The organism is Streptomyces griseorubiginosus, assembly GCF_001514195.1.
Lineage (GTDB): Bacteria > Actinomycetota > Actinomycetes > Streptomycetales > Streptomycetaceae > Streptomyces > Streptomyces griseorubiginosus.
In genome coordinates, this window is the sequence record NZ_KQ948740.1 from 441,101 (window position 1) to 463,711 (window position 22,611).

The following is a 22,611-nucleotide window of genomic DNA, read 5'->3' on the forward strand; positions in this document are numbered from 1 at the left end:
AGTCGGCACCGGAGGCGACCGGTCAGTCCAGGGTGCCCTTCTCGCAGACCTGGCGGGCTACCTCGCGCAGTTTGACGTTGTTCTCCTGCGAATAGCGCTTCAGCACGTCGAAGGCCTGGTCCTCGGTGAGGTGCCGGCTGCCCATGAGGATGCCCATGGCCTCGCCGATCACATGGCGGGTGGCGACGGCCTGCTCCATCTGGGCGTAGGTGCGCGCGGCCGACAGGGCGACCGCCGCGTGCGAGGCGAGCAGCCAGCCGGCCAGCTCACTGGCCTCGGTGAACGCGCCCGGCTCGCGCGAGTAGAGGTTCAGCGCGCCGAGGTCGTCGTCCTCCGTGAACAGCAGGAAACCCATCATGCTGCCCACTCCGAGGGCACGGGCCCGCGGGGCGAACACCGGCCATCGCTCGCTCTCGGCGTCCAGGTCGGCGATCCGGTAGGTCCGTTCGCCCTGTGAGGTGCGGGCTGCGTCGTAGCAGGGCCCCTCCGCCAGCCGCTCCTGCAACCGGTCGCTGTCGACGACCAGCCCGTCCGTGGCGGAGAGGGTCTCGACCTTGCGGTCGTGCAGCGGCCGAGGTGCAGCCCTCCACGAGTTCCGTGGCCGAGGCGCTGATCCGGTCGAGTGTGCCCGACACCGAGTCCTGCGCCAGGAGATTGCGGGCCATCCCCGCCATCTGCCGGGCGAAACCACTCCAGTCCACGACGTCCTCCACCACTGCTCCTTCCGACAGTGGACCCCTACCCGCCCCAGCGGAATCCTCACGGGACGGGGTGTGGGTCCGTCGGTCGCGGGCCCCGCACCCGAGGGGTGCGGGGCCCGGCACCGGCGGCGGGTCAGTCGTCGAGGCGGACCGGCATCAGCAACGAGAAAGCCTCCTCGTCGTCCGAACGGCGGATCGTGATCGGGGCCGTGGGGGTGACGAGCTCCAGGGCCAGTCGGTCGTGTGATCCGGCGGCCAGTGCGTCCACGGCGTCGAGCAGGAAGTCACGGTTGACCGCCACCCGGTCCGGGGCGCCGTCGGCGTCGGCGTGGAGGGTCACCGTGCCGTCGTCCTGAGCCGCGAGCACGCTGAGGGTCTGACCCCCGTCCTCGCCGGAGCGCACCGGGCCGGTCTCCAGGGCCTGCCGGAAGGCGGACGCGTCGACGAGGACGCGGCGCCCCGCGGTCGGCGGGATCAGACGGCGGTAGTCGGGGAAGTCGTGGTCGAGGCGCGGACCGGCCGCCTGCCGGTCCCCGGCCTCCAGCGTCACGCGGTCCCCGTCGACGATCAGCCGGACCGCACCCTCACCGTCCAGCAGCGCCCGGATCGCGTCGGCGAGCGGGGTGGGCACCACGAGCTGCACCCGGCCGCCCTCGTGCCCGGCGACACCGGTCCGCGCGACCGCCAGGCGGTAGCGGTCGGTGGCCACGACATGGAGGCTCTCGCCCTCGATGTCGAACAGGATCCCGCCGAGCATCGGCAGGTCCGGGTCGGTGCTCACCGCGAACCGGACGGTGTCCAGCGCGGCCGCCAGCTCCGGTGCGGCGAGGGACAGCCGGAGGGCGGTACGGAGCGAGGTCATGACGTTCTCCCGGTGATCGAGTACGGCGCGGAGCGCGGAGAACTCGTCACGGGCGGCGGACAGCCCCCGTTCGAGACGGGCCAGGTGTGCCTCCAGCAGCGTGCGGACCAGCTCGGGGTCCGCACCGGACCAGCCGGCCAGCACCAGCCGGATGTCCGCCAGCGGCATCCCGGCCCGGCGCAGACGGCCCAGCAGCCGGGCCTCCTGGACCTGACCGGGCGCGTACCAGCGGTATCCGCTGACCGGATCCACCCAGGCCGGCACCAGCACACCGGCCCGGTCGTAGAACCGCAGGGCGCTCACACCCAGTCCGCTGTCCCGGGCCGTCTCGCCGATGCTGCGCATGTCGTTCTCCACACCCGGAACTCTGGGCCCTGCACAAGGTCGAGGGTCAAGTGCGGGGTGCGAGCGCCTTCGCCGGCCTCAGTGGTGGTGGCCCCGGCGGCCGAGGGTGTGCACGGGGGTGGCGTCGGGGCGGGTCCACTGAGGCACGGGGCGGCTGGTGGGACCCCAGGTGGGCGTTCCGTCGGCGTCCGAGCGCCAGCTCCAGCACGCGGCGAGGCCTTCGGGCCAGTCCTCCGGCTTGTCCTCCCACGCCTCGCCGCGACCGTAGGGCGTCATGTCCAGCAGGCCCATGGATCCGTTGACCCGCTCGTTGCCCCGGCCCGTGGTGGAGTAGGTGAGGAACGTGCGGTCGCCGTCGCGGAGGTAACAGGTGAGGTGGCCCATGTCGCCGCCGACCGGCGGAGCCACGTCACGCACCGAGTACCAGGGCTGCGTGTAGCCCATGAACGCGACGTAGGAGGCGACCTCGTCCGCCGGTCCCGAGGTCAGGACGGCGAAGGAGACACCGCGGGCGTTGAGGTAGACGGCGTCCTTGAGATGCCACGCCGTCGTGGTGCAGCCCTCGCACTGGCCCTGGTGCGGCGCGCCGTCGTACCACATGTGCTTGTAGACCACGAGCTCGTCGCGGCCCTCGAACAGGTCCAGGAAGGGGACGGGTCCGTCGGGCCCGGCGACCTCGACCGCGCTGTCGAACTCCACCATCGGCAGTCTCCGGCGGGCCGCGGCGATGGCGTCGCCCTCGCGCGTGTGGGCCTTCTCGCGGACCAGCAGTTCGTCGCGGGCGCGCTGCCAGGTGGCGAGGTCGGTCACGGGCGGGCGACCGGGGGCCTGGGACGCGGTGGAGTCGTCGGGGGTGGTCGGCATGGGTCCTCCGTGGGTCGGGGCGCGGTGCACGGGTGCGTACGGCGGCCACGGGCAGGGCGCGGCGTACGGCACCGGGGATCGGTTACCGGGACAGACTGCGGCCCCGGGCCGAACTCATCGCGCTCGCGCGGGGGACTTTGGCGTTCCGACGGTTCGCACGCCGTGGCCGCTGGTCCGGGTCCCGGCGCCGTCGAGCCGACGGCACCACGGGCGCGGCCTCTCACCGGCGCTTGACGCCCGCCTCCGCCCCCGGAGCGAGGGTCGGTTCGGTGACGGGGGTGTCGCCGAGGGCCCGGTCCACGGCGGTGAGGACGTCCTCGGTCAGCTCGACCCCCGAGGCCGCCGCGTTCGCGTGGACCTGCTCGGGGCGGGAGGCGCCGGTGATCGCGGAGGCGAGTTCCCTGCGGCGCAGGACCCAGGCGAGGGCCAGGGTCGGCAGGTCGAGGCCCGCCTCCTCGGCGATCGGGACGAGGCGCTGGACCGCTTCGAGGATGGCGTCGCTGTAGACGAGGTCCTGGGAGACCGCCATGTCCGCGGAGGCGAACCGGCTGCCCTCGGGCACCGGCTGCCCGGGCTTGTACTTGCCGGTGAGGACGCCCTGGGCGAGCGGGGACCACACGATCTGGGAGATGTCGTGCGCGGCGCAGAGGTCGAACACCTCGGCCTCGGGCGCCTGCCACAGCATGGAGTACTGCGGTTGCGAGGAGACGAACAGCTCGGGCCCCGCGAGGTCGATCGCCGCCTGGATCTGCTCGGGGGTCCACTCGCTGAAGCCGATGTAGCGGGCCTTGCCCTGAGCGACGACCTTCTGGAACGCCTCGATGGTGTCCTCGATCGGCACGGTGGTGTCGAAGCGGTGTGCCTGGTACAGGTCGACGTGGTCGGTCCTCAGGCGGGTGAGGGAGGCGTCGATCTGCTTCGCGATCTGCGGTGCGGACAGGCCCCGGTCGGCCGGGTCGTCCGACATCGGGAAGTAGACCTTGGTGGCCAGGACGTAGGAGTCACGCGGGTGGGCCGAGAGGATCTCGCCCCAGGCCGTCTCCGCCGCTCCCCTGCCGTACGCGTTCGCCGTGTCGAAGAAGTTGATGCCCGCGTCGAAGGCCGCCTCGGTGCAGGCACGGGTCGCGTCGGCCTCGACGCCGCCGGAGTAGGTGAGCCACGAGCCGAGGGAGATCTCCGAGACCTCAAGGTCCGAGCTGCCGAGTGTGCGGTACCGCATGGGGTCTCCTTCTGGACGGCGCGTGGCCGGGGTCCGTTCCAGTGTGGGCACCCGGCGACCATGCCCGTACCCCGAACCGCGGTCCTCATCGGCCGACGAGGTGGGGACGACTGGGGGTCGGGGTCGGGCGTCCCAACGGGTGGAAGCCGTGGCCGTTGCGGGGCGGCATGAGCGCGCTCAACCCGCCGACCCGCGCCAGCGAGCAGGGGTTCAACTGTCGCTACTCTGCTGCCGGTTCGGGATCAGCGTTCGTGGACGACGGTGCCGTCAAAGACCGTGAGGTCGACCTGGACGTCGGTGATCCCGTGCGGGTCGAGGTCGAGGAGCGGGCGGTCCAGGACGCACAGGTCGGCCGCCTTGCCGGGCTGGAGGGTGCCCTTCCAGTCGTCGGCGAAGTCCTGCCACGCCGGGGTGGCGGTGTAGGCGCGCAGGGCATCGGCGAGTGTCACGCGCTGCTCCGGACCGCTGGTGCGGCCGCTCGCCTTGGACTCGCGCAGCATCATCGCGGCCACGCCCTGCCGCCAGTCGGGCTCCGTGATCGGCGCGTCGGAGCTCGCGCACACCGGGACGCCGGCCTCGATCGCGGTCCGTACCGGCCATTGGCAGGCGGACCTCTCCGGGCCGACGACCTCGTCCATCAGGTCGGAGATGGTCCACTTGATGGCCGGGTTCATGTTGACGCCGTAGCCGTGCGCGGCCAGCTTCGCCAGGCTGCCGGCGCCGATGAAGTCGCCGTGGATGACGTAGTGCCGGGCGTCCCGGCGGGGTGCGGCAGTGTTCGCGGCGACGAAGGCGTCCACGACCGTGTCGATGGCCCGGTCCCCGGTGACGTGCACGCCGAGCTGGAATCCGGCTCGATGGGCGAGGCCGATCATCTCGCGCAGTTCCTCCACCTGGAGGGCCGGTGAGTCGCCGTGCACGCACAGGGCGCCGTGGCCGCCGTCGCGGTAGGGCTCGTGCATCCAGGCCGTACGGTTCGGCGGCACACCGTCGGCGAAGATCTTGACGCCGATCGCGTGGAGCCGGCGCGGGTCGGCGGACTCCGGGCGGCGCAGCTCCTCCAGGCCCTTGAGGAGGTCGTCGGCGGAGCCGCCCATGGGGGCGGGCAGCAGCAGCACGCTGACCCGGGCGTGAAGTTCGCCCGCCGCCGCGAGTTCGGCGTACGCGGTCCAGTTGTCGGTGCTCAGGCCGCCGAAGAGGGTGCCGGTACCGCCGGGACCGAGGCCCGGTTCGGTGTAGCTGGTGATGCCGCGGGTGTGCAGCTCGCTCACCACGCCCTGGATGGCCCTGCGGCGCTGGGCGACGGTCGGGGCGGGGAGCGCGGCCTGCACCAGCCGCTGGGCAGCCTCGCGCAGGATGCCCGTGGGCTCGCCGTCGGTGTCGCGGTCCACGACACCGCCCGGCAGGGGCGTGGTGGCGGCGTCGATGCCGCACCGGCGCAGGGCCTCGCTGTTGGCCCACACCATGTGCGAGGAGAAGTCCGTGAGGCACACCGGGTGGTGCGGGGCGACCGCGTCCAGGTCGCGGCGGTGCGGGAAGCGCCGGGGGTCGGCCAGGCACTCGGCGAGGTAGCCGGGGTCCCAGCCCAGCCCGATGATCCACTCCCCCGGCCGGGCCGTCGCGGCGGCCCGGCGCACGACGGCCGCGATGTCGGCGATCGACCCCACGGCCGGGTGGGCGACGTCGATCGCGAACGGCGGTTTCGTCATGCCGTAGGCGGCGCCGTGCAGGTGGGAGTCGTTGATGCCGGGCAGGACCGTCCGGCCGCCGAGTTCGACGAGCCGGGTGCGGGGGCCGGCCAGGGCGCGCATCTCGGCGTCGGTGCCCGCGGCGAGGATCTCCCGCCCGCGTACGGCGACGCCTTCGGTGACCGTGAAGTCGCCGTCGACGGTGAGGACCTGACCGCCGGTCAGGACGAGCGTGGGCGCGGTACGGCGCATGGGAACCTCTCTCGGAAGGGATCAGGGGTGGGTCAACGGGCGGCGCGGGGCGCGAAGTACGCCAGTGCCGCTCCCGCCACCAGGGCGCTGCCCTGCGCCATCTGCTGCCAGAAGGTGGGCACGTCCAGCAGGGTCAGGCCGTTCTGGAGGCAGCCGAGGAACAGCACGCCGAGCAGGACGCCGAGGATCGAGCCGGAACCGCCGGTGAGCGCGACCCCGCCCACGAGGACGGCGGTGAGCACGGCCAGTTCGAACCCGCTGCCCGAGGTGCCGGCGACCACGCTGTCCAGCACGGAGGCCTTGATCGCCCCGGCCAGGGCGGCCGCGACGCCCGTGATCACGAACAGCGCGAAGGGCGTTCGGCGGACGTCGATGCCGGAGAGGTGGGCGGCCTCCCGGTTGACCCCGATGGCGAAGACGTGCCGGCCGGCCGGGGTGAGCGCGAGGAACAGGGCGCCGGCCGCCAGGACGAGCGCGGCGACGACGACCGGGGCGGCGAGCCCCGCGATCCGCGCTCCGCCGAGCCAGGCGAAACCGGTGCCGAAGCCGCTGAGCGGCAACGGGAAGAGCTGCTGGGCGAGCCCTCGTACGGCGGTCAGCATGCCGAGCGTGACGATGAACGCCGAGAGGCCGAAGTAGCAGCACAGGACGCCGTTGACCGCGCCCACGGCGGCACCGGCCGCGAGCGCGCCCAGGACGGCGACGACGGGGCTCTGCCCCTGCCCGGCGAGCCAGCCCCCGACCAGGCCGCCGAGGGCGAGCGTGGAGCCGACCGACAGGTCGAGGTACCCGCTGATGACCAGCAGTGCGGAGGGCACCGCCACGATGGCCAGGGTGGCGGCGTCGGTGGCGATGCCCCGCAGGTTCGCCGGGTCGAGGAAGCTGCCCGTGGACAACTGGAAGGCCGCCACCATCACCCCGAGGACGACGATCAACGGCTGCCGCCGCAGGGTAGTCAGCCCGCCCGAGGCCACGAGACGGGGACGGGTGAGGACGGAGTCGGCGGCGGTCATGCTGCTCCTTCGGCGGAGGCGGAGGCTGGGGATGGGGCTGGGGCGGAGGCGGTGTGCTGGGTGCCGGGGTCCGGGGCGGGTTCGGCGTCATGGATCGCCGACAGCAGGGCCTCCTCGGTGAGTCCGGGTCCGGAGAGCTCGCCGGCGATCCGGCCCTCGGCGACGATCAGACAGCGGTCCGCGAGGGCGACGACCTCCTCGGGGTCGCTGGACGCGAACAGGACGGCCGTACCCCGGTCGGCGGCCAGTGCGGTCACGACCTCGTAGATCTCCTGCCGTGCGCCCACGTCGACGCCCTGGGTCGGCTCGTCCAGGAGCAATACGTCCACGCTCCGGGCCTCGTGGATCCACCGGCCGAGGACGAGTTTCTGCTGGTTGCCGCCCGAGAACGCGGCAGCGGGAAGCCGGGGCCGGGCCGGTCGCAGACCCACTGCTTCGGCGAGCGCCCCGAACACCCGGTGCTCGGCGCCCCGTGCGCGGATCCCGGCCCGGGCCAGGTGCCGTACGGACGGCAGCAGCGCGTTGTCCTGCGCCCCGAGCAGCGGGAACAGCCCCTGGCGGCGCCGGTCGGCCGGGACCAGCGCGATCCCGGCGGCCAGTGCCTCGGCGGGCCGCGCGGGGGTCACCGTACGGTCGCCGACGCTGACGGTGCCGCCGACGGCCCGGCGTGCGCCGTACAGACTCTCCAGGATCCGGGTCCGCCCCGAGCCGATGAGCCCGAACAGACCGACGCGTTCGCCCTCGGCGACGGTGAGGCTCACCGGCCCGAAACCGGGTCCGTGGAGGCCGTCGACGGTGAGCCGGGGGCGGCCGGACGGGTGCGCCGGAGCGCCGGAGGCCGCGGTGGAAGCAGGAGGCTCGGCCGTTGTGCGTCCCGAGACGCGCCCACCCCCGGAGGCAGCGGACCCGCCCGCCCCACCCCCGGAGGCAGCGGACCCGCCCGCCCCACCCTCGCAGGCAGCGGACTCGTCCGCCCCACCCCCGGATCCCGGAACCTGAGCCGGGACTCCCCCGGTCACCTGTGTCACCTGTGGCGCCCGTGTCGGCCGTCCCGCGATCGCCTCGACCAGTTCGCGCCGCGTCTGTCCGGCTCCGACCGACCGGTGGGTGACCCGGCCGTCCCGCAGCACGGTCACCGCGTCCGCGAGCCGTTCGACCTCCGACAGCAGGTGGGTGACGTAGACGATGGCCAGCCCCTGGGTGCGCAGGTCCTCGACGCGTTCCGCGAGCGCCGCGCTCTCGGCGGTGGACAGGGCGGCGGTCGGCTCGTCCAGGACGAGGACGGCGGCGCTGCGGCTGAGCGCCTTGGCGATCTCCACCAACTGCCGCTGGCCCATGGGAAGTTCGCCCACGCGGTCACGCGGGGAGCAACTCGCCGCGACCCGCTCCAGGAGCCCGGCGGCGACCTCCTCCTGGGCGCGTCGGTCGATCCGGCCGTACCGGGTCCACTCCTGGCCGAGGAAGATGTTCTCGGTGACGCTGAGCGCGTCGACCACGCTCAGCGTCTGGAAGATGATCGCCACGCCCGCGTCGATCGACTCGCGCGGGCTGAGCCGCGTGTACGACGTCCCGCCGACCTCGATCGTGCCCGCGTCCGGTGGGAAGGCACCCCCCAGGCACTTGATGAGCGTGGACTTCCCGGCGCCGTTGTGGCCGAGCAGGGCGTGGACCTGCCCCATCGGCACGGTCAGGTCCACGCCGTCCAGGGCCCGCACCCCGCCGAAGGACTTGCTCAGCCCCCGGACGCGCAGGTTCACCGGTGTCATGGCGCTCTCCTAGCCGTTCTGGGCGAGGAGGTCGTCGATGGCCGCGGTGTCGCCCGGACCGACCAGCGCGATCGGCACCTCTACGCCGGGGTCGGCCTTGCCCGCGGCGACCGCGCGCGGCACCTCGACGATGGCGTGGGCGATGTCGTCCGGGGCCAGGGCGGCCGAGGCGCGGTAGAAGGTGCCCTGCTTGATGGCGACCAGGGAGGGGGCCGAGCCGTCCTGGCCGCCGACGAAGGTCCTCGCGTCGTCCTTCTTTCGGCCGGCCTGCTGGAGCGCCTTGAACCCTCCGTACGCGGCGGCGTCCGTGACACCGAGGACGAGGTTGAGGTCCGGGTGCTTGGCGAGGATCGCCTGGGTCTTGGCGAGTCCGGTGTCGGGGTCGATGGCCTGCTCCTGGGCGACCACGTCGACCCCGGGCGCGAGCTCGGTGAACGCGTCGATCATGCCCTTGGTGCGTTCGCGGCCCAGTTCGATCGTGCTGTCGGTCAGGAAGGCGATCTTGCCCTTGCCGCCGAGCTGTTCCGCGGCCCACTTGGCGGCCGCCGTGCCGAGCAGGGTGCCGCCCTTGCGGAAGCTGAACTGGATGTCGGCGCTCTGGTGCTCCAGCGAGCCGCCGTACGTCACCCAGATCAGACCCGCGTCCAGGGCCGCCTTGGCGATCGCCTCGGTGGCCTCGAAGACCATGGGGAACGAGACGATGGCGGGGACCTTGCGGGCGACCCACGTAGTGAGGTTGCTGGCCTGGGTGTCGGCGTTCGCTCCGTCGTTGGTGGTCAGCAGGGAGGCTCCGTGCTTCTTGGCGCCGGCGGTGGAGAGCTTGACCAGCGTGCTGTAGAGCGGGAGTTGGGTGAACGGGTAGTCCAGGCCGATCTTCGTCAGGCGGGCACCCGACGAGGCCGAGGGGCGGGTGGCGGTGGCGGCGCCGGGCGGGGCCGAGCAGCCGGCCGCGGTGAGGGCGGCGGCGACGGCTCCGGAGTACGCGAGGAACTGTCTGCGCGTGGCCGAGGGGACGGTGGCGAACCGGCGTGTGGTCATGGCGGGGCTCTCCGAGGGGCGGGCCCGCTCCCGGCGGGCGTCCAGCTGTGCCGAACAGAAAAGCCCCGCGCGCCGCGCGCCACCATCCGTACAAATACCGACCCTGCGGAAACGTGCGGCCGCGCAGGCGTACACCGCGCTCCTCGGCGCGAACCCCGGGGGACGGCCCCGCCGCCTGCGGTACCTGACCCCTTGCCCGCCGCCACCCGCCTCTCTATCGTGGGCCCCACATATCGTTGGGCCCCAAACGACCTACCATGCCCCTGAGCCGCTCCCCGGAGGCTCACATGCTCAGTCACCACCAGATCGCGGCGGCCACCCGCATCGGCATGCTCACCCGCGAGCGCGACACCGCCGCCGCCTGCGACCAGGCGCTGCGCGAACTCGCCCGCGCGCTGCCGCTGGACGCCGCGACGCTGCTCACGATCGACCCGCTGACCGGGGGTCACGTCCAGATCGCGGGCATCGGCTACACCGCCGAGACCTCCCACGCCCTGGCCTGCGAGTTCGTCACCACGCCCTGGTACCGCAACGTCGTGGGCCAGGGGCTGCCGCCGTCGATCTCCGAGGACGCCGAGGACCCGGTGGAACTGGGCCCCAGGTTCCGTCAGGGGTGGTTCTACGCCGAGCGGGTCCGCCCGGCGGGCTTCCGGGACGGGGTGACCGGGGCGCTGCGGCACCACGACCGACTCGTCGGGCTGGTGCACCTGAGCACGGAGGGCGCCGACGCCTACGACGTCGAGGCACGCCGACTGCTCGCCTCCGTCATCCCGGCCCTCGCCGCCCTCGCCGATCCCGTGGCACGCGCCGGTGACGCGCACGGGCTGCCGGACCACGGGGCGGCGGGACTCGTGACCGCCGAGGGCACGGTCGACCTGCCGGGCCGGGACCGCGCCCGGGTGCCGACGGACCCGGAGTTCCGGGGCGTGCTCAGGGCGTTCGCCGGTACGGGCGGCCACCGACTGCGGCTGCTGTGGCCGGTCGACGGCACCTGGTACCGCGTCACCCTCCACCGGCACCGGCCGGACGCGGCACTCACGGCGGACGCCGTGCTGGTCCACGAGACGCCCACCGAGCTGCCGTACGGGCTCAGCCCCCGCGAGCTGGAGGTCCTCACCCGGGCCGCGACCGGGCAGACCAACCAGGCGATCGCGCAGGCGCTGTTCCTCTCCCCGCGGACCGTGCACAGCCACATCGAGCACCTGCTCCGCAAGACGGGGGCCGTCTCCCGCGCCGAGGCCACCGCCCTGGCGGTCCGGGACGGGCTGCTGCGGCCGACACCGGATCACCTGGCGTTCTTCGTGGAGCGGTGAGCCGACCCTGTGGTTCGGCCGAAGGTCTCCTTGGCCTACTCTTCGGCTGATCGAAGCACCCATGACCAGGGGCCGAGGCGGGGGACAACACATGACCTATCGACGTGCGGTGATACCGGCGGTGTTCGGGGGACTGCTGATCACGTTGCTGATGTGGTGGGCGGGCGCGAGCGCCCAGGCGCTCCAACTGCGCGGCAGTACGAGCGTGTTGGGCATCGACTCCGTCAACGAGCTGCGGAGCTGGCTGGCACCCTGGTCGTACGACGCCTCCACGGCGTCCGTGGACCCCGGCGCGGTCGGCGCCACCCGGTACGCCGACCTGTACCGGACCGCGATGCAGATCCGGTTCGTGGCGCTCTTCGGGGTGTTCGTGGCCGGTGCGCTGCTGCTGATCCGCAGGATGCCGCCGACGCGGGGCCGTACACCGGCCCTCCTTCTCGCCCTGTGGGCCTGGGGCCCGGTGGCCTGCACGCTCGCCGTGACTCTCTCCGCGCCCTGGCTGCTCGCCTCCCGGGAGCACGGGAGCTACCGGATCCTGCCCCAGCTGGCGTCGGTGATCTCGTCGAGCGGCCCGGTCTCGGTGTTCGCGGGGCTGTCGACCGCTGTGCTCACGGTGCTCGTGGCGCGCGTCACGGTCAAGGGCGAGGCCCCGCTGCCCCGGCGGGCCGTACCGCCGCGCTCCGCTCGTGTCACCGCGAGCGTGGGCACCGCGGTGGTGGCGGTGTCGCTGGTGGTGCTGTCCCACGTCTCGGTCGCGGGCCGGCTCCAGACCTCGTTCAGCGGCCGGGGACTGCTGTCCGAGCCCGGCGATCTGCTGCGGGAGTGGCTGCTGCTGGGCAGTTGGGCGGGCCCGTCGACCGCCCCGCTCGGCGACTGGCTGCTCTACCGGGCCGCGGATCTGCTGACGCTGGCCGTGGTGTGGTGGTCGCTGCGGCTGCTGCCCGGCCTGCTGACCCGGATCACGGTCCCGGCGATGGCGGTCGGGGCGGTGTGCGCCATCCTGCTCGGGCTGCTGGCGAGCGAGCTCCTGCGCACGGTGGCCGACGACACCGTCACCGTATGGGGCCCGGTGCACCTGTTCTCGGGGCTCGGCTCGAACGTGCCCGCGGCCCTGACCTTCGGCGTCCTCGCGGGCACGGCGGCGTTCGTGGCACTGCGATTGACCGGCGGCGTCGGGGACGTAGACAGCGGGAACGGCGGGGACGGGGACGGCGGTGACGGAAACGCCGCGAAGTCGCCCGAGCCGCAGATCTCGCCCGTCAGTCCCGTCAGTCCCGTCAGTCCTCCGCAGGCATGACCCGGGTCACCTTGCCCTTGGGGGTCGCCTCCAGGTAACCGGCCTGGCTGTACTCGTTGCTGAGGTAGACCGCCATACCGAGCGGGGTGTCGAAGGTGTCGTTGGGCGGTCTCACCACCACGTAACTGCTGTTCGGATCGTCGACGTTGAGCTTCTTGCGCGCCTCCGCGAGCAGCACCGGCACCTTGTCCCAGTCGAAGCCGTCGAGCCGGAAGGGCTGGTTGCCGCCGGCGAGGCTGCCCTTGATGATGCCCTTCTCCACGCCCCGCCCCGCACGGTAGGTGTAGGTGTCGTACTTGCTGTCGCTGCCCTTGACCATGACCTCGACGGACACGAAGTCGTCGTAGGCGGTGAAGTCGCCGAACCGGTCCCGGCCGGTCTCCTTCTCGATCGCCGCGACGGCGGTGCGGATGCCGTCCGGGGTGAGCAGGCTCGTGCCGGCCGAGCCCTTGGACTGCCGGCCGGCGGGGGCGGCGGTCGGGGAGCCGGCCGATTCCCGCGCCGAGACGACGGCCGAGGTCCCGGGATCCGCCGAGGCGCCCGAGCCGCCCGAGTCGTTCCCCAACGGCAGCAGCCACCACATCAGGACCAGCGCACCGGCGAGCGACGTCCCCGCGACACCGAACACCACCCTCAGGGCGAGGCGGCTTCCACGGCCCACCCCCACGGGCGAGGTCACCGGCTGGGGCATGACCAGGCCGGGCCCGGGGTGGACCGGCGGTGGCCCGAAACCGGTGGGGACGGTCGCGCCCCCGGCGGCTGCGGCACCGCCGTAGGGGTTCGTCGGGGCGGCGAAGGCCCCGGGGTACGAGGGTGCCGAGCCGGTGTACGTCGGGGCCGGCGCATGGGGGGCGGCCTGCTGCTGCGGATAGGGGGCGGGCGGGTTCCAGGGGGCCGTCGGGACGCTCTGCCCCGACTCGATCCCGGCCAGCATCCGGTCCAGGGCGGCGGACGACGGCCGCGCCGCCGGATCGCGGACCAGCACGCTCATCAGTACGTCACCGAGGGCTCCGGCCCTGACCGGTTTCGGCACGTCGTCGTTGAGGACGGCGGCGAGGGTGGCCAGGGTGTTGCCCCGGCGCAGCGGGTGGTGGCCCTCCACGGCGGCGTACAGCATCATCGCCAGCGACCACAGGTCGGAGGCGGAACCGCCCTCGTGGCCCGAGATCCGCTCGGGCGCCATGAAGTCGGGGGTGCCGATGATGGAGCCGGTCACGGTGAGGCTGGTCGTCTCGCGGATCGCGGCGATGCCGAAGTCGGTGAGGAGAGGGCGGCCGTCGGGCCGCAGCAGGACGTTGGCGGGCTTGACGTCCCGGTGCTGGATGTCGGCCTCGTGCGCGGCGGTGAGCGCGGCCAGCACTCCCCGGCCGATCCGGGCCGCCTCGGCGGGCGGCATCGGTCCCTGGGCGAGGCGGTCGGCCAGCGAACCGCCGGTGACCAGCTCCATGACGATCCAGGGGTAGGTGCCCTCGCCGCCGTCGACGATGTGATGGATGGTCACGACGTTGGGGTGGTCGATCCGGGCGAGGGCCCGCGCCTCGCGCAGCACCCGCTCCCGCAGGGTGCGCGCACCGTCCGGGTCGTACTCGGCGAGGTCCGGGTCGGGCGGGCGGACCTCCTTGACCGCGACCATCCGGTGCAGAGCCAGATCCCTGGCCCGCCAGACCGTGCCCATCCCGCCGCCGCCGAGGCGGGCCTCCAACTCGAAGCGCCCGTCGACGACTCGTCTGCCGGGGCCTTCGCCTGCCTCACTCATGGACGGGAGCATAGTTGTCGTCACCGACAGCCTGCGCCGCCCCCTGGGCCGGGACGTCGGACCTCCCGGCGTCAGTGAGCCGGGGTGCCCTCCGCCGTGCGGTGGGCCGTTGCGGTCTCACCGGGCGCGGACTGGATGACGTGCTGCGTGGACTCGGCAGGGGCCGCACCCTCGGCCGGGGCGGCGGTGGACTGCGTGGCGCCGTCCTCCTTCATCGCCTTGGCCTCGCTCTTGAGGATGCGCATCGACTTGCCCAGCCCGCGTGCGGCGTCCGGCAGCTTCTTGGACCCGAACAGCAGAAGGAAGAGGATCACGACGACCAACAGGTGCCAGGGTTCCAGTCCGTTGCGGAGCATTGCGTACGTCCCTTCTCAACGCTCATTGTTGCCAGCTTGCGCAACTGTACAACCCCCGGCCCCGATCCGGTGTCACGCGTCGGAGTCCTTTTTGCCGGTCGCCGCCGCGTAGGCCTGCGCCGGTGTCATCGGGACCCCGTTGAGCTCCACCGTCTTGTAGGGGCTGACCTTGGCGCAGGTCTTGGCCTGGTCGGCGGTCTGGGCGTGGGCGTTGGAGACCGCGGCCTTGGTGTCGGCGGGCGCGTGCGAGGACGCGCCGCCCGGATAGGTGCTGCCGCTCGTCCAGTCCGCGCCGATCACCAGGGTCAGGCCGGTGCCCGAGCCCTGTTCGAGATGGGAGGCGGACAGCCCGAGCGCCTTGGCGGCCGTCTGCGCCGCCCCCTTCTGACCGCTGCCGTAGGTGAGCGTGGTGGTCGTCGCGGGGCTGGGCGCGTTGGCCGTGGTCGTGGCCGAGCTGAAGCCCTGCTGGGTGAGCGCGCTCGCGACCTCGGAGGCCCGGCCGGTGATCGTGGTGCCGTTCTCCACGGTCACGGCGACCTGGGAGGCCGGCACCGCCGAGGCCGAGGGCTTCGCGCCGGCCGCCGCCGACTTCTTCCCGGAACCGGTGGTCAGGGACTGGTCGTCGACGATGCTGGAGAACAGGTCCTTGGCGCCCGATCCCACCACCACACGGTTGCTGTTGGTCGGGTCGGGGGCGGTCTGCATCGTCGTGAAGGTCATCCGCTTGGTGGGGACCTTGTTCACGTCGTCCGCGAGCGAGATCAGCTTCTTGACGCTGCCGAGGCCGTCGTCGACGGTCAGCGCCTTGGTGGCGGCGTCGGCGAGGTCGTAGACCGCGGTGGGATCGGTGAGGGTGCCCGCGCTCTTGAACTTCCGGATCATCGCGCTGAGGAAGATGTGCTGCGAGACGGTACGACCGAGATCGCTGCCGTCCCCGAATCCGTGCCGGGAGCGGACGAACTCCAGGGCCGCCTGGCCCTTGAGGGTGTGGGTGCCCTTGGACAGCTTCAGGTGCGAGTAGGTGTCGTACACGTTGTCGCTGACGCACACGGAGACTCCGCCGACCGCGTCGGACATCTTCACCACACCGGAGAAGTCGAGCTTGACGAAGTGGTCGATGGGGATGCCGGTGAGCTGGTGGATGGTGGCCACCTGGCAGGCGGGGCCGTACTGGAGGGCGCTGTTGATCTGGCCGTAGTAGCCGGGCGTGGACTCGCCACTCTCGCTGTCCTTGCAGGCCGGGACGTTGACCATGGTGTCGCGCGGGATGCTCATGATGGTGGCGTTGGAGCGGTCCGCGGATATGTGCACCACCATCTGCACGTCCGCGTTGCCGTTGCCGGTCTGCACACCGGTCCGGGAGCAGCCGCCGCCGAGCTTGCAGTCCGCCTTGCTGGTGCGGCCGTCGGAGCCCATGACGAGGATGTTGATCGGGGTGCGGCCGAAGGCGTCGGCCTTCTCCGAGCCGCCCTTGCCGTCGAGCGCGACGCTGTTGATGTTGCCGTTGAGGTGCTGGTAGAACCACCAGCCCGCACCGGCCGTGCCCAGCACCAGGATCGTCAGGCACAGTCCGATGATCAGCAGTATGCGCCGAATGCGATGCACCGGGCGCGCGCGGCGGCGCGACCTCTTGCCGCCCTGCGAGCGGGTCGCCGCCCGGGCCGCGGCCCGGCCTCCGGGCCGGTGTGCTCCGCCGGATCCACCCGCGCGCTGCCCGGGCACCTGGTCGGTGCGGCTGCGCGTGGCCTGACCGCCCGGGACGTCCCACCGGTCGCTCATCTACCACTCCCACGAAACGGTCGGGCCCGTCGGGCCGGGCCGAGGGGTGGGCGGCCGGGCGTGGGCGACGGTGTACGGGCAGGCCGGGCGCGAACTCGGCCTAGGTTGCGTAGTTGCGCAATCTAACAAATCCGTGGCCCGGCCAGCACGGAGCCCGCGAGATTTCACAGGTGAGGCATCTCATGGAGGAACGCGGCAACCCCGTGCACATCTCAGCCCTCGCCCAAGGCCGTCCCCGCCCGGGCCCAGTTCGCGTGCAGCTTGTCCAGGTACGCCCGGGCCTGACTGCCCGGCGTCGCGCCGCGGGCGAAGGCCAGCATGTTGCCGGCGCCCGTGTTGTAGCCGAGGGCCAGCAACTCGTCCTCGGTGTAGCGCGTGGACCGGTCGGCGGGCAGCTGGGCCGCCAGGTCGTGCAGGTACCAGGCCTCGGCCTCGATGGCGAGGTCTCGGTCGTCGGGCAGGTCCTCCCAGCTCCGGTCCGCGAAGTCCCGGCCCTTCTTGACCTCGTCGAAGGTGGCGCGATGCATGTTCGCGACACCGAAGGCCGCGTCGGGCTTGTACTTCTGCCAGGCCCGCTCCAGGGCGGGATCGTGCGGCTTGTACGCCTCGTTGCAGAGGATCGCCATCACCAGCCGCGCACTCACTCCGGCCTGGTGGGCACGGGCGCGCACGGAGGAGGCGTACTGGGCGGGGTCGTACGACGACGTGCTCGTCGCCGCCGCGGAAGGTGAGGCCGACGCGGTCGGCGTGGGGGTGGCCTCCTTCTGGGGAGGCGCCGAGTCGCTCTGCGAGGCGCCGGCGGCGCGCACGACGACGTACAGGGCCAGCGCGAGGACGACCGCGGGCAGCAGGCGCCGGCGCCAGGACACCCGGACCTCGGACATGCCTCTCCCCCTCCTCCGTCCGGCGTCCTTCGTACCGGAGGGGGACTAAGAGCGGCGTGGGGCGATGCTGTGGGCGGCCGGGACGGTGCGGGCGGTCAGCTGGCCGACCATCACGCGGACCACGGTCACGATGTCGGGGTCGTCGACGTAGTAGACCTGCCTGCGGCCCTCGCGGCGGGAGCGGACCAGACCGGCGAGTTTCAGTTTCGCCAGGTGCTGGCTGACCGCGGGCAGCGCGCCGCCCACCCGGTCGGCGAGGTGGGTGACATCGCTCTCGCCCTGGGCCAGCGCCCACATGATGTGCAGTCGGGCGGAGGAGGCGAGCAGCCCGAACACCTCGGCCGCCTCGGTCAGTACCTCGGCGGACGGATCCTCGAAGCCACCTGCGAGTGTCGCCACAGTCCTCTCCTGCCCCGCCCCGGTCACGGTGAACGCACGTGTGCTGTCTCAGTGTAAGGGCCGGGGGCGGGGGCCCGGCGGGCGCACTGTCGGTTCATCACTTGCGCAATGTAATAAGTCCGTGAAAGTACGTCGACGACTTGCCACCAGTCCCCGGCCGACCCCGTCGCAGCCGCACATCAGTCCATAGGCTTGCGCAAACAGGCAACTTGAAGCATCGGGGCCGGTCGGAGTCCGTCCGGCCCCGACCCGACCGGAGGACTACAACGTGGGCATCATCGGCTGGATCATCCTGGGCCTGCTCGCCGGAGCCATCGCCAAGATCCTGCTGCCCGGCCGCGACCCGGGCGGCCTCATCGGCACCACTCTCATCGGCATCGCGGGCGCCTTCGTCGGCGGCTGGCTGTCCGCCCGCTTCCTGGACCGCCCGGTGGAGAACCACTTCTTCGACCTCTACACCTGGGGCTCGGCGATCGCCGGCTCCCTGGTCCTGCTGATCGGCTACCGCCTGCTGTTCGGCAACTCACGCGACTGACCGGACCGTTGGCGGCACTGCCAACGGGGGGTCGCACCCGTCTTCGTCCAGCACAACCGGCGCGTCGCCGCCCTCATCCAGGTCATCTGCCCGACCCTGCCCGTCTTCCGCCTCGTCGAACGCCAGGCTGTGTGCGAGAGCCGGTCACGGGGGCAAGTGCACCGCCCCGGTGCCGGGCGCGGGCAGACTACGCACATGCAGCTCCCCGCCGAAGCCGTGGCCACCACCGTGTTGCTGGAGGTCATAAGGATCTCCGAACGCCCGACGAAGCGAGGCGCCCCGTATCCAGGCGTGGCGAGCGCCCACTGGATCGGGAGCGAGGCAGCCGACGTCATGGCCTTGATCGAGAGCTTGCCCGGCAGCGAGCAGCACCGCTGTGGCTTCTCGCCGGGCTGGAGCGTCCGAGCGTACGCGGACACTCTCGACCTTGCGTTGTTCGAGGCGGCGTTCTGCTTCAGCTGCCATGAAGTCCGCATGCAGGGAACCGCCGTGCCACCCGAACTGGCCACGCAGTTCTTCGACGCGGATGCCCCACAGGCGCACGCCCTCCTGACCCTCTTCCGCGACGCAGCCCCTCAGCTGGGCCGCCCCGGGCAGAAGACCTGAAACGGTGACCGGCGAAGTACGGGTCTAGGCGCCGCGCCTCACCTGACGCCACTCACGGAACAGGACGGCGAGCGGCCCGCGGACGCCGTATCCCACGCCTCGCCGGGTGACGGCGGCGCCGGCGCTCTCGACACGGGAGAGCTGGTGCTCGGCGAGGTCGAGCAGGGCACGCTGCAACGGCCGGAACCCCGGCACCGTGACCTCCGCCAGGGCCCGCGAGTCGGTCAGGGACTTCCTGGTCCTGCGACAGGTCAGGGCCACCAACTCCCGTACGGCCGGGGTGTCCTGCCCCTGTTCGAGGTCGGCGCGGGTGACGCCCAGGCGGTCCAGGTCCTCCTGCGGGAGGTAGAGGCGCCCTTCCTTCAGGTCGTCGGTGAGGTCGGTCAGGAAGTCCAGGCGCTGGAGACCCTCGGCGAAGGACCGGCAGCGGGACCGGAAGACCTCGTCGCCGCCTCCCTCGTGCTGGAGATCCTCGATCAGCATCAGCGCGGGCAGGGCGAGATGGTCGACGTACCGCTGGAAGTCGGCCTCGGTGGGGTGGCCCGCGAAGTGCAGTTCCTCGGTGGTGGCCTTGAGATAGGTGTGCACCCAGTGGTGGGGCAGCCGCCGTTCGGCGACGGTGTGCAGGAAGGCCCGCAGCACCGGGTCGTCGGCGTGACCGGAGCCCAGGCCGTCGGTGACCTGCTCGGCCCAGGCGTGCCAGCGCGGCAGGCGTTGCTCCAACGGCCCCTGGTCGGCGAGGTCGTCGGTGCGGGCGAGGAAGGCGTAGGAGGCGACGACGTGCGGGTGCAGCGCCGGGGCCACCAGCAGGCGTACGGCCGCGTAGTGGGCGAGGATGCGGCGGGCGAAGACCCGGGCGGCGGTCGAGTAGTCCGCGCGCAGAGCGGGGTCCCCCACCCCGGCGGCCGTCAGTCTGCGGTCCCAACTCGGCACGTGCTCCCACCCTTTGCTCGTCCACGGCTTCTGCGGGTGACCTTAGTCCTGGCCGGGCCGGCCGTCTGACGGTCCGGTCACGAAGGCGGGGGCCGTGAGCACGGAGAAGGGCGATCAGGTCGTACGGAGCGGAGACCGGCGGCGGCCGGGCGGTGGGGGTGCGCTGGAGCCGCGGACGACGAGTTCGACCGGGGGCTCGCCGGCGGACGCCGGCTCGGCGTCGGGGTGCTCGACGGCGTGCACGAGCACCCTGACGCCTTCCCGTGCGGCCGCCTCGAAGGGCTGACGCACGGTGGTCAGCGGCGGGGAGACGTAGGCGAACACGGGCTGACCGTCGAATCCGACGACACTGATGTCCTCGGGCACCCGCCGGCCCGCCTCCCGCAGCGCATGGACGAGACCGATGGCCATCTCGTCGCCCGCGGCGAACACCGCGGTCACCGACGCGTCCGAGGCCAGCGCACGCCCGGCCGCGTATCCGGACTCCGCCGACCAGTCGCCGTTGAGCAGCGGCGGCTCGTGCGCCCCCCGGGCGGCCAGCGCGTCCCGCCAACCCTCGATCCGGTCCTTGGTGACGTACCACTTCCGGGGACCGGCGAGATGGTGGACGGTCTCGTGCCCCAGCTCCAGCAGGTGCTCGGTGGCGGCCCGCGCCAGCTCCCGGGTGCCCAGGCTCGCCGTCAGCGTCCGGGAGCCGGTGAAGGAAGGCGGTGCGCCGAGGAAGAGGACGGGGACGTCGACGCGGAGCGGTACCTGTCCCTTCACGAAGGGCTCGGAGACGATGACCCCGTCCACGCCCTGCTCGAGCAGTGACCCCAGCGCGTCGGCGATGCCCTCCGGGGCACCGTCGGGCGTGTTGATCACGCGGAGCGCGTACCCCGAGTCCCGCACGGCGTGCTCGATGTGCACCAGAAGGGAAGCGGTTCCATAGCCCGCGGTGCCCAGGGCGACGACGCCGAGGGAGCGGGTGCGCCCGGAGGCCAAGGCCCGGGCCGCGTGGTTCAGGCGGTAGCCGAGTTCATCCGCGGCCGCGAGGACACGGCGTCGCGCCTCGTCGGAGACGTACGGCTCGTCGTTGAGCACCCTGGAGACCGTCTTGCGGGACACCCCGGCCAGCCGTGCGACATCCGCACTGCGTGGCACGGGCGCGTTCCGGTCGCGCCCTGCTTCCGGTGTCATGAACTCTCCTGTGGATATGTCCCGCGGCGCAGGTCAGACGGGGTGACCGCGCGGTCAGACCGCGCGGTCATGTTTACGTCGCCGAAACGCACGCGTCAAGGGTTCGGACCGGCCCCCTCCAGCTGGGCTCCATGTCCGAAGAATCCCGGAAACCGCTTTCCCGGAGTCCGGATAGAAGGGCATCAGGCCTGTTCAGACACCAGGCGCCGGGACGACCCGATCCCTTGCAGCCGACGCCGGAACCGGCCGCGAAACCGTGCAGGGGCCGCTCTCGCCGCATCCCGTCTCAGTAGATATTCGGACACACGGTCTTGACATTGACCCCGTTCAACGCCCAATCTTCGTGGCATCGCGATCGCCTCTGTGCGATCACGTTTGATTCTGATCAGTTGGTGAAGTCCTCCTCGCCACCGTCACATCGGGTCGCCGTACCGAAGCCCGGGTACGACCGCCCTGTCAGGAGCCGCAATGCGTGACATCTCCCCCTCGGGTCCCTCTCTTCCGTCGCCCAGCCGCCGCAGTCTGCTGCGGGGTGCGGGTGGTGCTGTACTGCTCGCGGGTGCGGGTGTGCCGTTGCTGAGCGCGTGTGGCAGCAGTGGCAGCTCGTCGGACCCGAAGTCCGTGAGTGTGGGCTCCAACGACTCGGACGCGGTGCCGAAGAAGGCGTACGCGGACGTGTACGCGGCCTTCCAGAAGCAGTCCGGTCTGACGGTGAAGGTGAACACGAAGGACCACAACACGTTCCAGGAGCAGATCAACTCGTATCTGCAGGGCACGCCGGACGACGTGTTCAAGTGGTTCGCGGGCTACCGGATGCAGTTCTTCGCGCAGAAGGGCCTGGCCTCCCCGATCGACGACGTGTGGGAGAAGATCGGCGGGAACTTCCCGGACGCGATGAAGAAGCTGTCCAAGGGCGCCGACGGCAAGTACTACTTCGTGCCCATGACGACGTACCCGTGGGCGGTGTTCTACCGCAAGTCCGTCTTCGCCCAGCACGGTTACCAGGTGCCCACCACGTGGGACCAGCTGGTCGCCCTGTGCAAGCAGATGAAGAAGGACGGCCTGGTCCCGATCGCGTTCGGCGACAAGGACGCCTGGCCGGCGATGGGCACGTTCGACCAGATCAACTTCCGCCTCAACGGCTACGACTTCCACGTCGAGCTGATGGCGGGCAAGGCGTCGTGGACGGACGCAAAGGTCAAGGGCGTCTTCGACCACTGGGCGGAGATCCTGCCGTACCACCAGGACGGTTTCATGGGCCGCACCTGGCAGGACGCCGCCCAGACGCTGGTGTCCAAGAAGGCGGGCATGTACCTGCTGGGCACGTTCGTGGGCCAGCAGTTCAGCAACAAGGCCGATCTGGACGACCTGGACTTCTTCCCGTTCCCGGAGATCAACTCGGCGTACGGGCAGGACACCGTGGAGGCGCCCACCGACGGGTTCATGGTGAGCAAGTCGCCCAAGAACAAGGCGGGGGTGACCAAGCTGCTGGAGTACCTGGGCACGCCGGCGGCGGAGGAGCTCTACCTCAAGGGTGACCCGAGCGTGGTGGCGGCCTCGAACAAGGCGTCTACGGCGGCGTACTCGCCGTTGCAGAAGAAGGCGTTCGAGATGATCGCGGGGGCGAAGAGCCTGACGCAGTTCATGGACCGTGACTCGCGTCCGGACTTCACCTCGACGGTGATGCAGCCCTCGCTGCAGAAGTTCCTCCAGAACCCCAAGGGCGTCGACAGTCTGCTGTCCTCGATCGAACGCCAGAAGAAGACGATCTTCGCGTCCTCCTGAGCTGAGCTGAGCTGCTGAATGACTACCGACACAACCCCGAA

General features: G+C 71.9%; 19 protein-coding genes and 1 pseudogene. 5 read left to right on the forward strand and 15 right to left on the reverse strand.

What is annotated here, in order from left to right; all coding sequences use genetic code 11:
* Positions 1-22 precede the first annotated feature (22 nt).
* The 8 genes and pseudogenes from AQJ54_RS30015 to AQJ54_RS30050 form a co-directional block, all read right to left on the reverse strand.
* Positions 23-674 (reverse strand): annotated as a pseudogene (locus AQJ54_RS30015) (ANTAR domain-containing protein).
* Between the two features lie 160 nt (positions 675-834).
* A complete protein-coding gene (locus AQJ54_RS30020) occupies positions 835-1,908 on the reverse strand; it encodes a DNA polymerase III subunit beta family protein (RefSeq protein WP_079070063.1) in 1,074 nt (357 codons plus the stop codon).
* 78 nt (positions 1,909-1,986) lie between these two features.
* Positions 1,987-2,772: a DUF899 family protein gene (locus tag AQJ54_RS30025; protein ID WP_062242378.1), complete on the reverse strand. Its 786-nt coding sequence runs from the start codon at positions 2,770-2,772 to the stop codon at positions 1,987-1,989.
* 220 nt (positions 2,773-2,992) lie between these two features.
* Entirely contained in the window at positions 2,993-3,991 is a 999-nt protein-coding gene (locus AQJ54_RS30030) for an aldo/keto reductase family protein (protein WP_062242380.1), read from the reverse strand.
* Positions 3,992-4,233: 242 nt separating this feature from the next.
* Positions 4,234-5,931, reverse strand: coding sequence for an amidohydrolase (locus AQJ54_RS30035; RefSeq protein WP_062242382.1), 1,698 nt, complete (start codon positions 5,929-5,931; stop codon positions 4,234-4,236).
* Positions 5,932-5,963: 32 nt separating this feature from the next.
* Complete coding sequence (locus AQJ54_RS30040; RefSeq protein ID WP_062242384.1) at positions 5,964-6,944, reverse strand: ABC transporter permease; 981 nt, start codon at positions 6,942-6,944, stop codon at positions 5,964-5,966.
* Complete coding sequence (locus AQJ54_RS30045) at positions 6,941-8,710, reverse strand: sugar ABC transporter ATP-binding protein (protein WP_062242385.1); 1,770 nt, start codon at positions 8,708-8,710, stop codon at positions 6,941-6,943. The genes AQJ54_RS30040 and AQJ54_RS30045 overlap by 4 nt, the downstream gene beginning before the upstream one ends.
* Positions 8,711-8,719: 9 nt before the next feature.
* On the reverse strand, positions 8,720-9,748 hold the full coding sequence (locus tag AQJ54_RS30050) for a sugar ABC transporter substrate-binding protein (RefSeq protein ID WP_062242387.1): 1,029 nt from the start codon (positions 9,746-9,748) through the stop codon (positions 8,720-8,722).
* 287 nt (positions 9,749-10,035) lie between these two features.
* On the opposite strand from AQJ54_RS30050, the gene AQJ54_RS30055 reads away from it, so the two are divergent.
* Together AQJ54_RS30055 and AQJ54_RS30060 are read left to right on the forward strand one after the other, a co-directional pair.
* Complete coding sequence (locus AQJ54_RS30055) at positions 10,036-11,061, forward strand: helix-turn-helix transcriptional regulator (RefSeq protein ID WP_062242389.1); 1,026 nt, start codon at positions 10,036-10,038, stop codon at positions 11,059-11,061.
* Positions 11,062-11,152: 91 nt separating this feature from the next.
* Positions 11,153-12,358, forward strand: coding sequence for a hypothetical protein (locus AQJ54_RS30060; protein WP_063806465.1), 1,206 nt, complete (start codon positions 11,153-11,155; stop codon positions 12,356-12,358).
* Here AQJ54_RS30060 and AQJ54_RS30065 read toward each other — a convergent pair.
* The 5 genes from AQJ54_RS30065 to AQJ54_RS30085 form a co-directional block, all read right to left on the reverse strand.
* Positions 12,339-14,114 carry a serine/threonine-protein kinase gene (locus tag AQJ54_RS30065; RefSeq protein WP_062242457.1) on the reverse strand — a complete coding sequence of 592 codons (1,776 nt, stop codon included), beginning with the start codon at positions 14,112-14,114 and terminating at the stop codon, positions 12,339-12,341. The genes AQJ54_RS30060 and AQJ54_RS30065 overlap by 20 nt on opposite strands.
* Positions 14,115-14,185: 71 nt before the next feature.
* Positions 14,186-14,470, reverse strand: coding sequence for a Sec-independent protein translocase subunit TatA (gene tatA, locus AQJ54_RS30070; RefSeq protein ID WP_062031723.1), 285 nt, complete (start codon positions 14,468-14,470; stop codon positions 14,186-14,188).
* Positions 14,471-14,542: 72 nt separating this feature from the next.
* Positions 14,543-16,249, reverse strand: a complete 1,707-nt coding sequence (locus AQJ54_RS30075; protein ID WP_248845454.1) for an LCP family protein — start codon at positions 16,247-16,249, stop codon at positions 14,543-14,545.
* Positions 16,250-16,461: 212 nt separating this feature from the next.
* The gene (locus tag AQJ54_RS30080) at positions 16,462-17,133 is read right to left on the reverse strand and encodes a hypothetical protein (RefSeq protein ID WP_062242393.1); all 672 of its coding nucleotides are present in this window, start codon (positions 17,131-17,133) and stop codon (positions 16,462-16,464) included.
* 45 nt (positions 17,134-17,178) lie between these two features.
* Positions 17,179-17,532, reverse strand: coding sequence for an ArsR/SmtB family transcription factor (locus tag AQJ54_RS30085; protein WP_062242395.1), 354 nt, complete (start codon positions 17,530-17,532; stop codon positions 17,179-17,181).
* A gap of 268 nt (positions 17,533-17,800) precedes the next feature.
* Here AQJ54_RS30085 and AQJ54_RS30090 point away from each other — a divergent pair, with 268 nt between their 5' ends.
* Together AQJ54_RS30090 and AQJ54_RS30095 are read left to right on the forward strand one after the other, a co-directional pair.
* Positions 17,801-18,067: a GlsB/YeaQ/YmgE family stress response membrane protein gene (locus AQJ54_RS30090; RefSeq protein WP_062031718.1), complete on the forward strand. Its 267-nt coding sequence runs from the start codon at positions 17,801-17,803 to the stop codon at positions 18,065-18,067.
* Positions 18,068-18,262: 195 nt separating this feature from the next.
* Entirely contained in the window at positions 18,263-18,673 is a 411-nt protein-coding gene (locus tag AQJ54_RS30095; RefSeq protein WP_062242397.1) for a hypothetical protein, read from the forward strand.
* 24 nt (positions 18,674-18,697) lie between these two features.
* Here AQJ54_RS30095 and AQJ54_RS30100 read toward each other — a convergent pair whose 3' ends face one another.
* Together AQJ54_RS30100 and AQJ54_RS30105 are read right to left on the reverse strand one after the other, a co-directional pair.
* Entirely contained in the window at positions 18,698-19,606 is a 909-nt protein-coding gene (locus AQJ54_RS30100) for a squalene/phytoene synthase family protein (RefSeq protein WP_063806466.1), read from the reverse strand.
* 114 nt (positions 19,607-19,720) lie between these two features.
* On the reverse strand, positions 19,721-20,785 hold the full coding sequence (locus tag AQJ54_RS30105) for a LacI family DNA-binding transcriptional regulator (RefSeq protein WP_062242401.1): 1,065 nt from the start codon (positions 20,783-20,785) through the stop codon (positions 19,721-19,723).
* Between the two features lie 468 nt (positions 20,786-21,253).
* Here AQJ54_RS30105 and AQJ54_RS30110 point away from each other — a divergent pair, with 468 nt between their 5' ends.
* The gene (locus AQJ54_RS30110; RefSeq protein WP_062242402.1) at positions 21,254-22,570 is read left to right on the forward strand and encodes an ABC transporter substrate-binding protein; all 1,317 of its coding nucleotides are present in this window, start codon (positions 21,254-21,256) and stop codon (positions 22,568-22,570) included.
* Positions 22,571-22,611: the final 41 nt, after the last annotated feature.

Bases quoted from the DNA above. Each gene is read 5' to 3' on its own strand.
- AQJ54_RS30020 (WP_079070063.1), bottom strand. From the start codon at position 1,908: ATGCGCAGCATCGGCGAGACGGCCCGGGACAGCGGACTGGGTGTGAGC.
- AQJ54_RS30025 (WP_062242378.1), bottom strand. From the start codon at position 2,772: ATGCCGACCACCCCCGACGACTCCACCGCGTCCCAGGCCCCCGGTCGC.
- AQJ54_RS30030 (WP_062242380.1), bottom strand. From the start codon at position 3,991: ATGCGGTACCGCACACTCGGCAGCTCGGACCTTGAGGTCTCGGAGATC.
- AQJ54_RS30035 (WP_062242382.1), bottom strand. From the start codon at position 5,931: ATGCGCCGTACCGCGCCCACGCTCGTCCTGACCGGCGGTCAGGTCCTC.
- AQJ54_RS30040 (WP_062242384.1), bottom strand. From the start codon at position 6,944: ATGACCGCCGCCGACTCCGTCCTCACCCGTCCCCGTCTCGTGGCCTCG.
- AQJ54_RS30045 (WP_062242385.1), bottom strand. From the start codon at position 8,710: ATGACACCGGTGAACCTGCGCGTCCGGGGGCTGAGCAAGTCCTTCGGC.
- AQJ54_RS30050 (WP_062242387.1), bottom strand. From the start codon at position 9,748: ATGACCACACGCCGGTTCGCCACCGTCCCCTCGGCCACGCGCAGACAG.
- AQJ54_RS30055 (WP_062242389.1), top strand. From the start codon at position 10,036: ATGCTCAGTCACCACCAGATCGCGGCGGCCACCCGCATCGGCATGCTC.
- AQJ54_RS30060 (WP_063806465.1), top strand. From the start codon at position 11,153: ATGACCTATCGACGTGCGGTGATACCGGCGGTGTTCGGGGGACTGCTG.
- AQJ54_RS30065 (WP_062242457.1), bottom strand. From the start codon at position 14,114: ATGAGTGAGGCAGGCGAAGGCCCCGGCAGACGAGTCGTCGACGGGCGC.
- tatA (WP_062031723.1), bottom strand. From the start codon at position 14,470: ATGCTCCGCAACGGACTGGAACCCTGGCACCTGTTGGTCGTCGTGATC.
- AQJ54_RS30075 (WP_248845454.1), bottom strand. From the start codon at position 16,249: ATGAGCGACCGGTGGGACGTCCCGGGCGGTCAGGCCACGCGCAGCCGC.
- AQJ54_RS30080 (WP_062242393.1), bottom strand. From the start codon at position 17,133: ATGTCCGAGGTCCGGGTGTCCTGGCGCCGGCGCCTGCTGCCCGCGGTC.
- AQJ54_RS30095 (WP_062242397.1), top strand. From the start codon at position 18,263: ATGCAGCTCCCCGCCGAAGCCGTGGCCACCACCGTGTTGCTGGAGGTC.
- AQJ54_RS30105 (WP_062242401.1), bottom strand. From the start codon at position 20,785: ATGACACCGGAAGCAGGGCGCGACCGGAACGCGCCCGTGCCACGCAGT.
- AQJ54_RS30110 (WP_062242402.1), top strand. From the start codon at position 21,254: ATGCGTGACATCTCCCCCTCGGGTCCCTCTCTTCCGTCGCCCAGCCGC.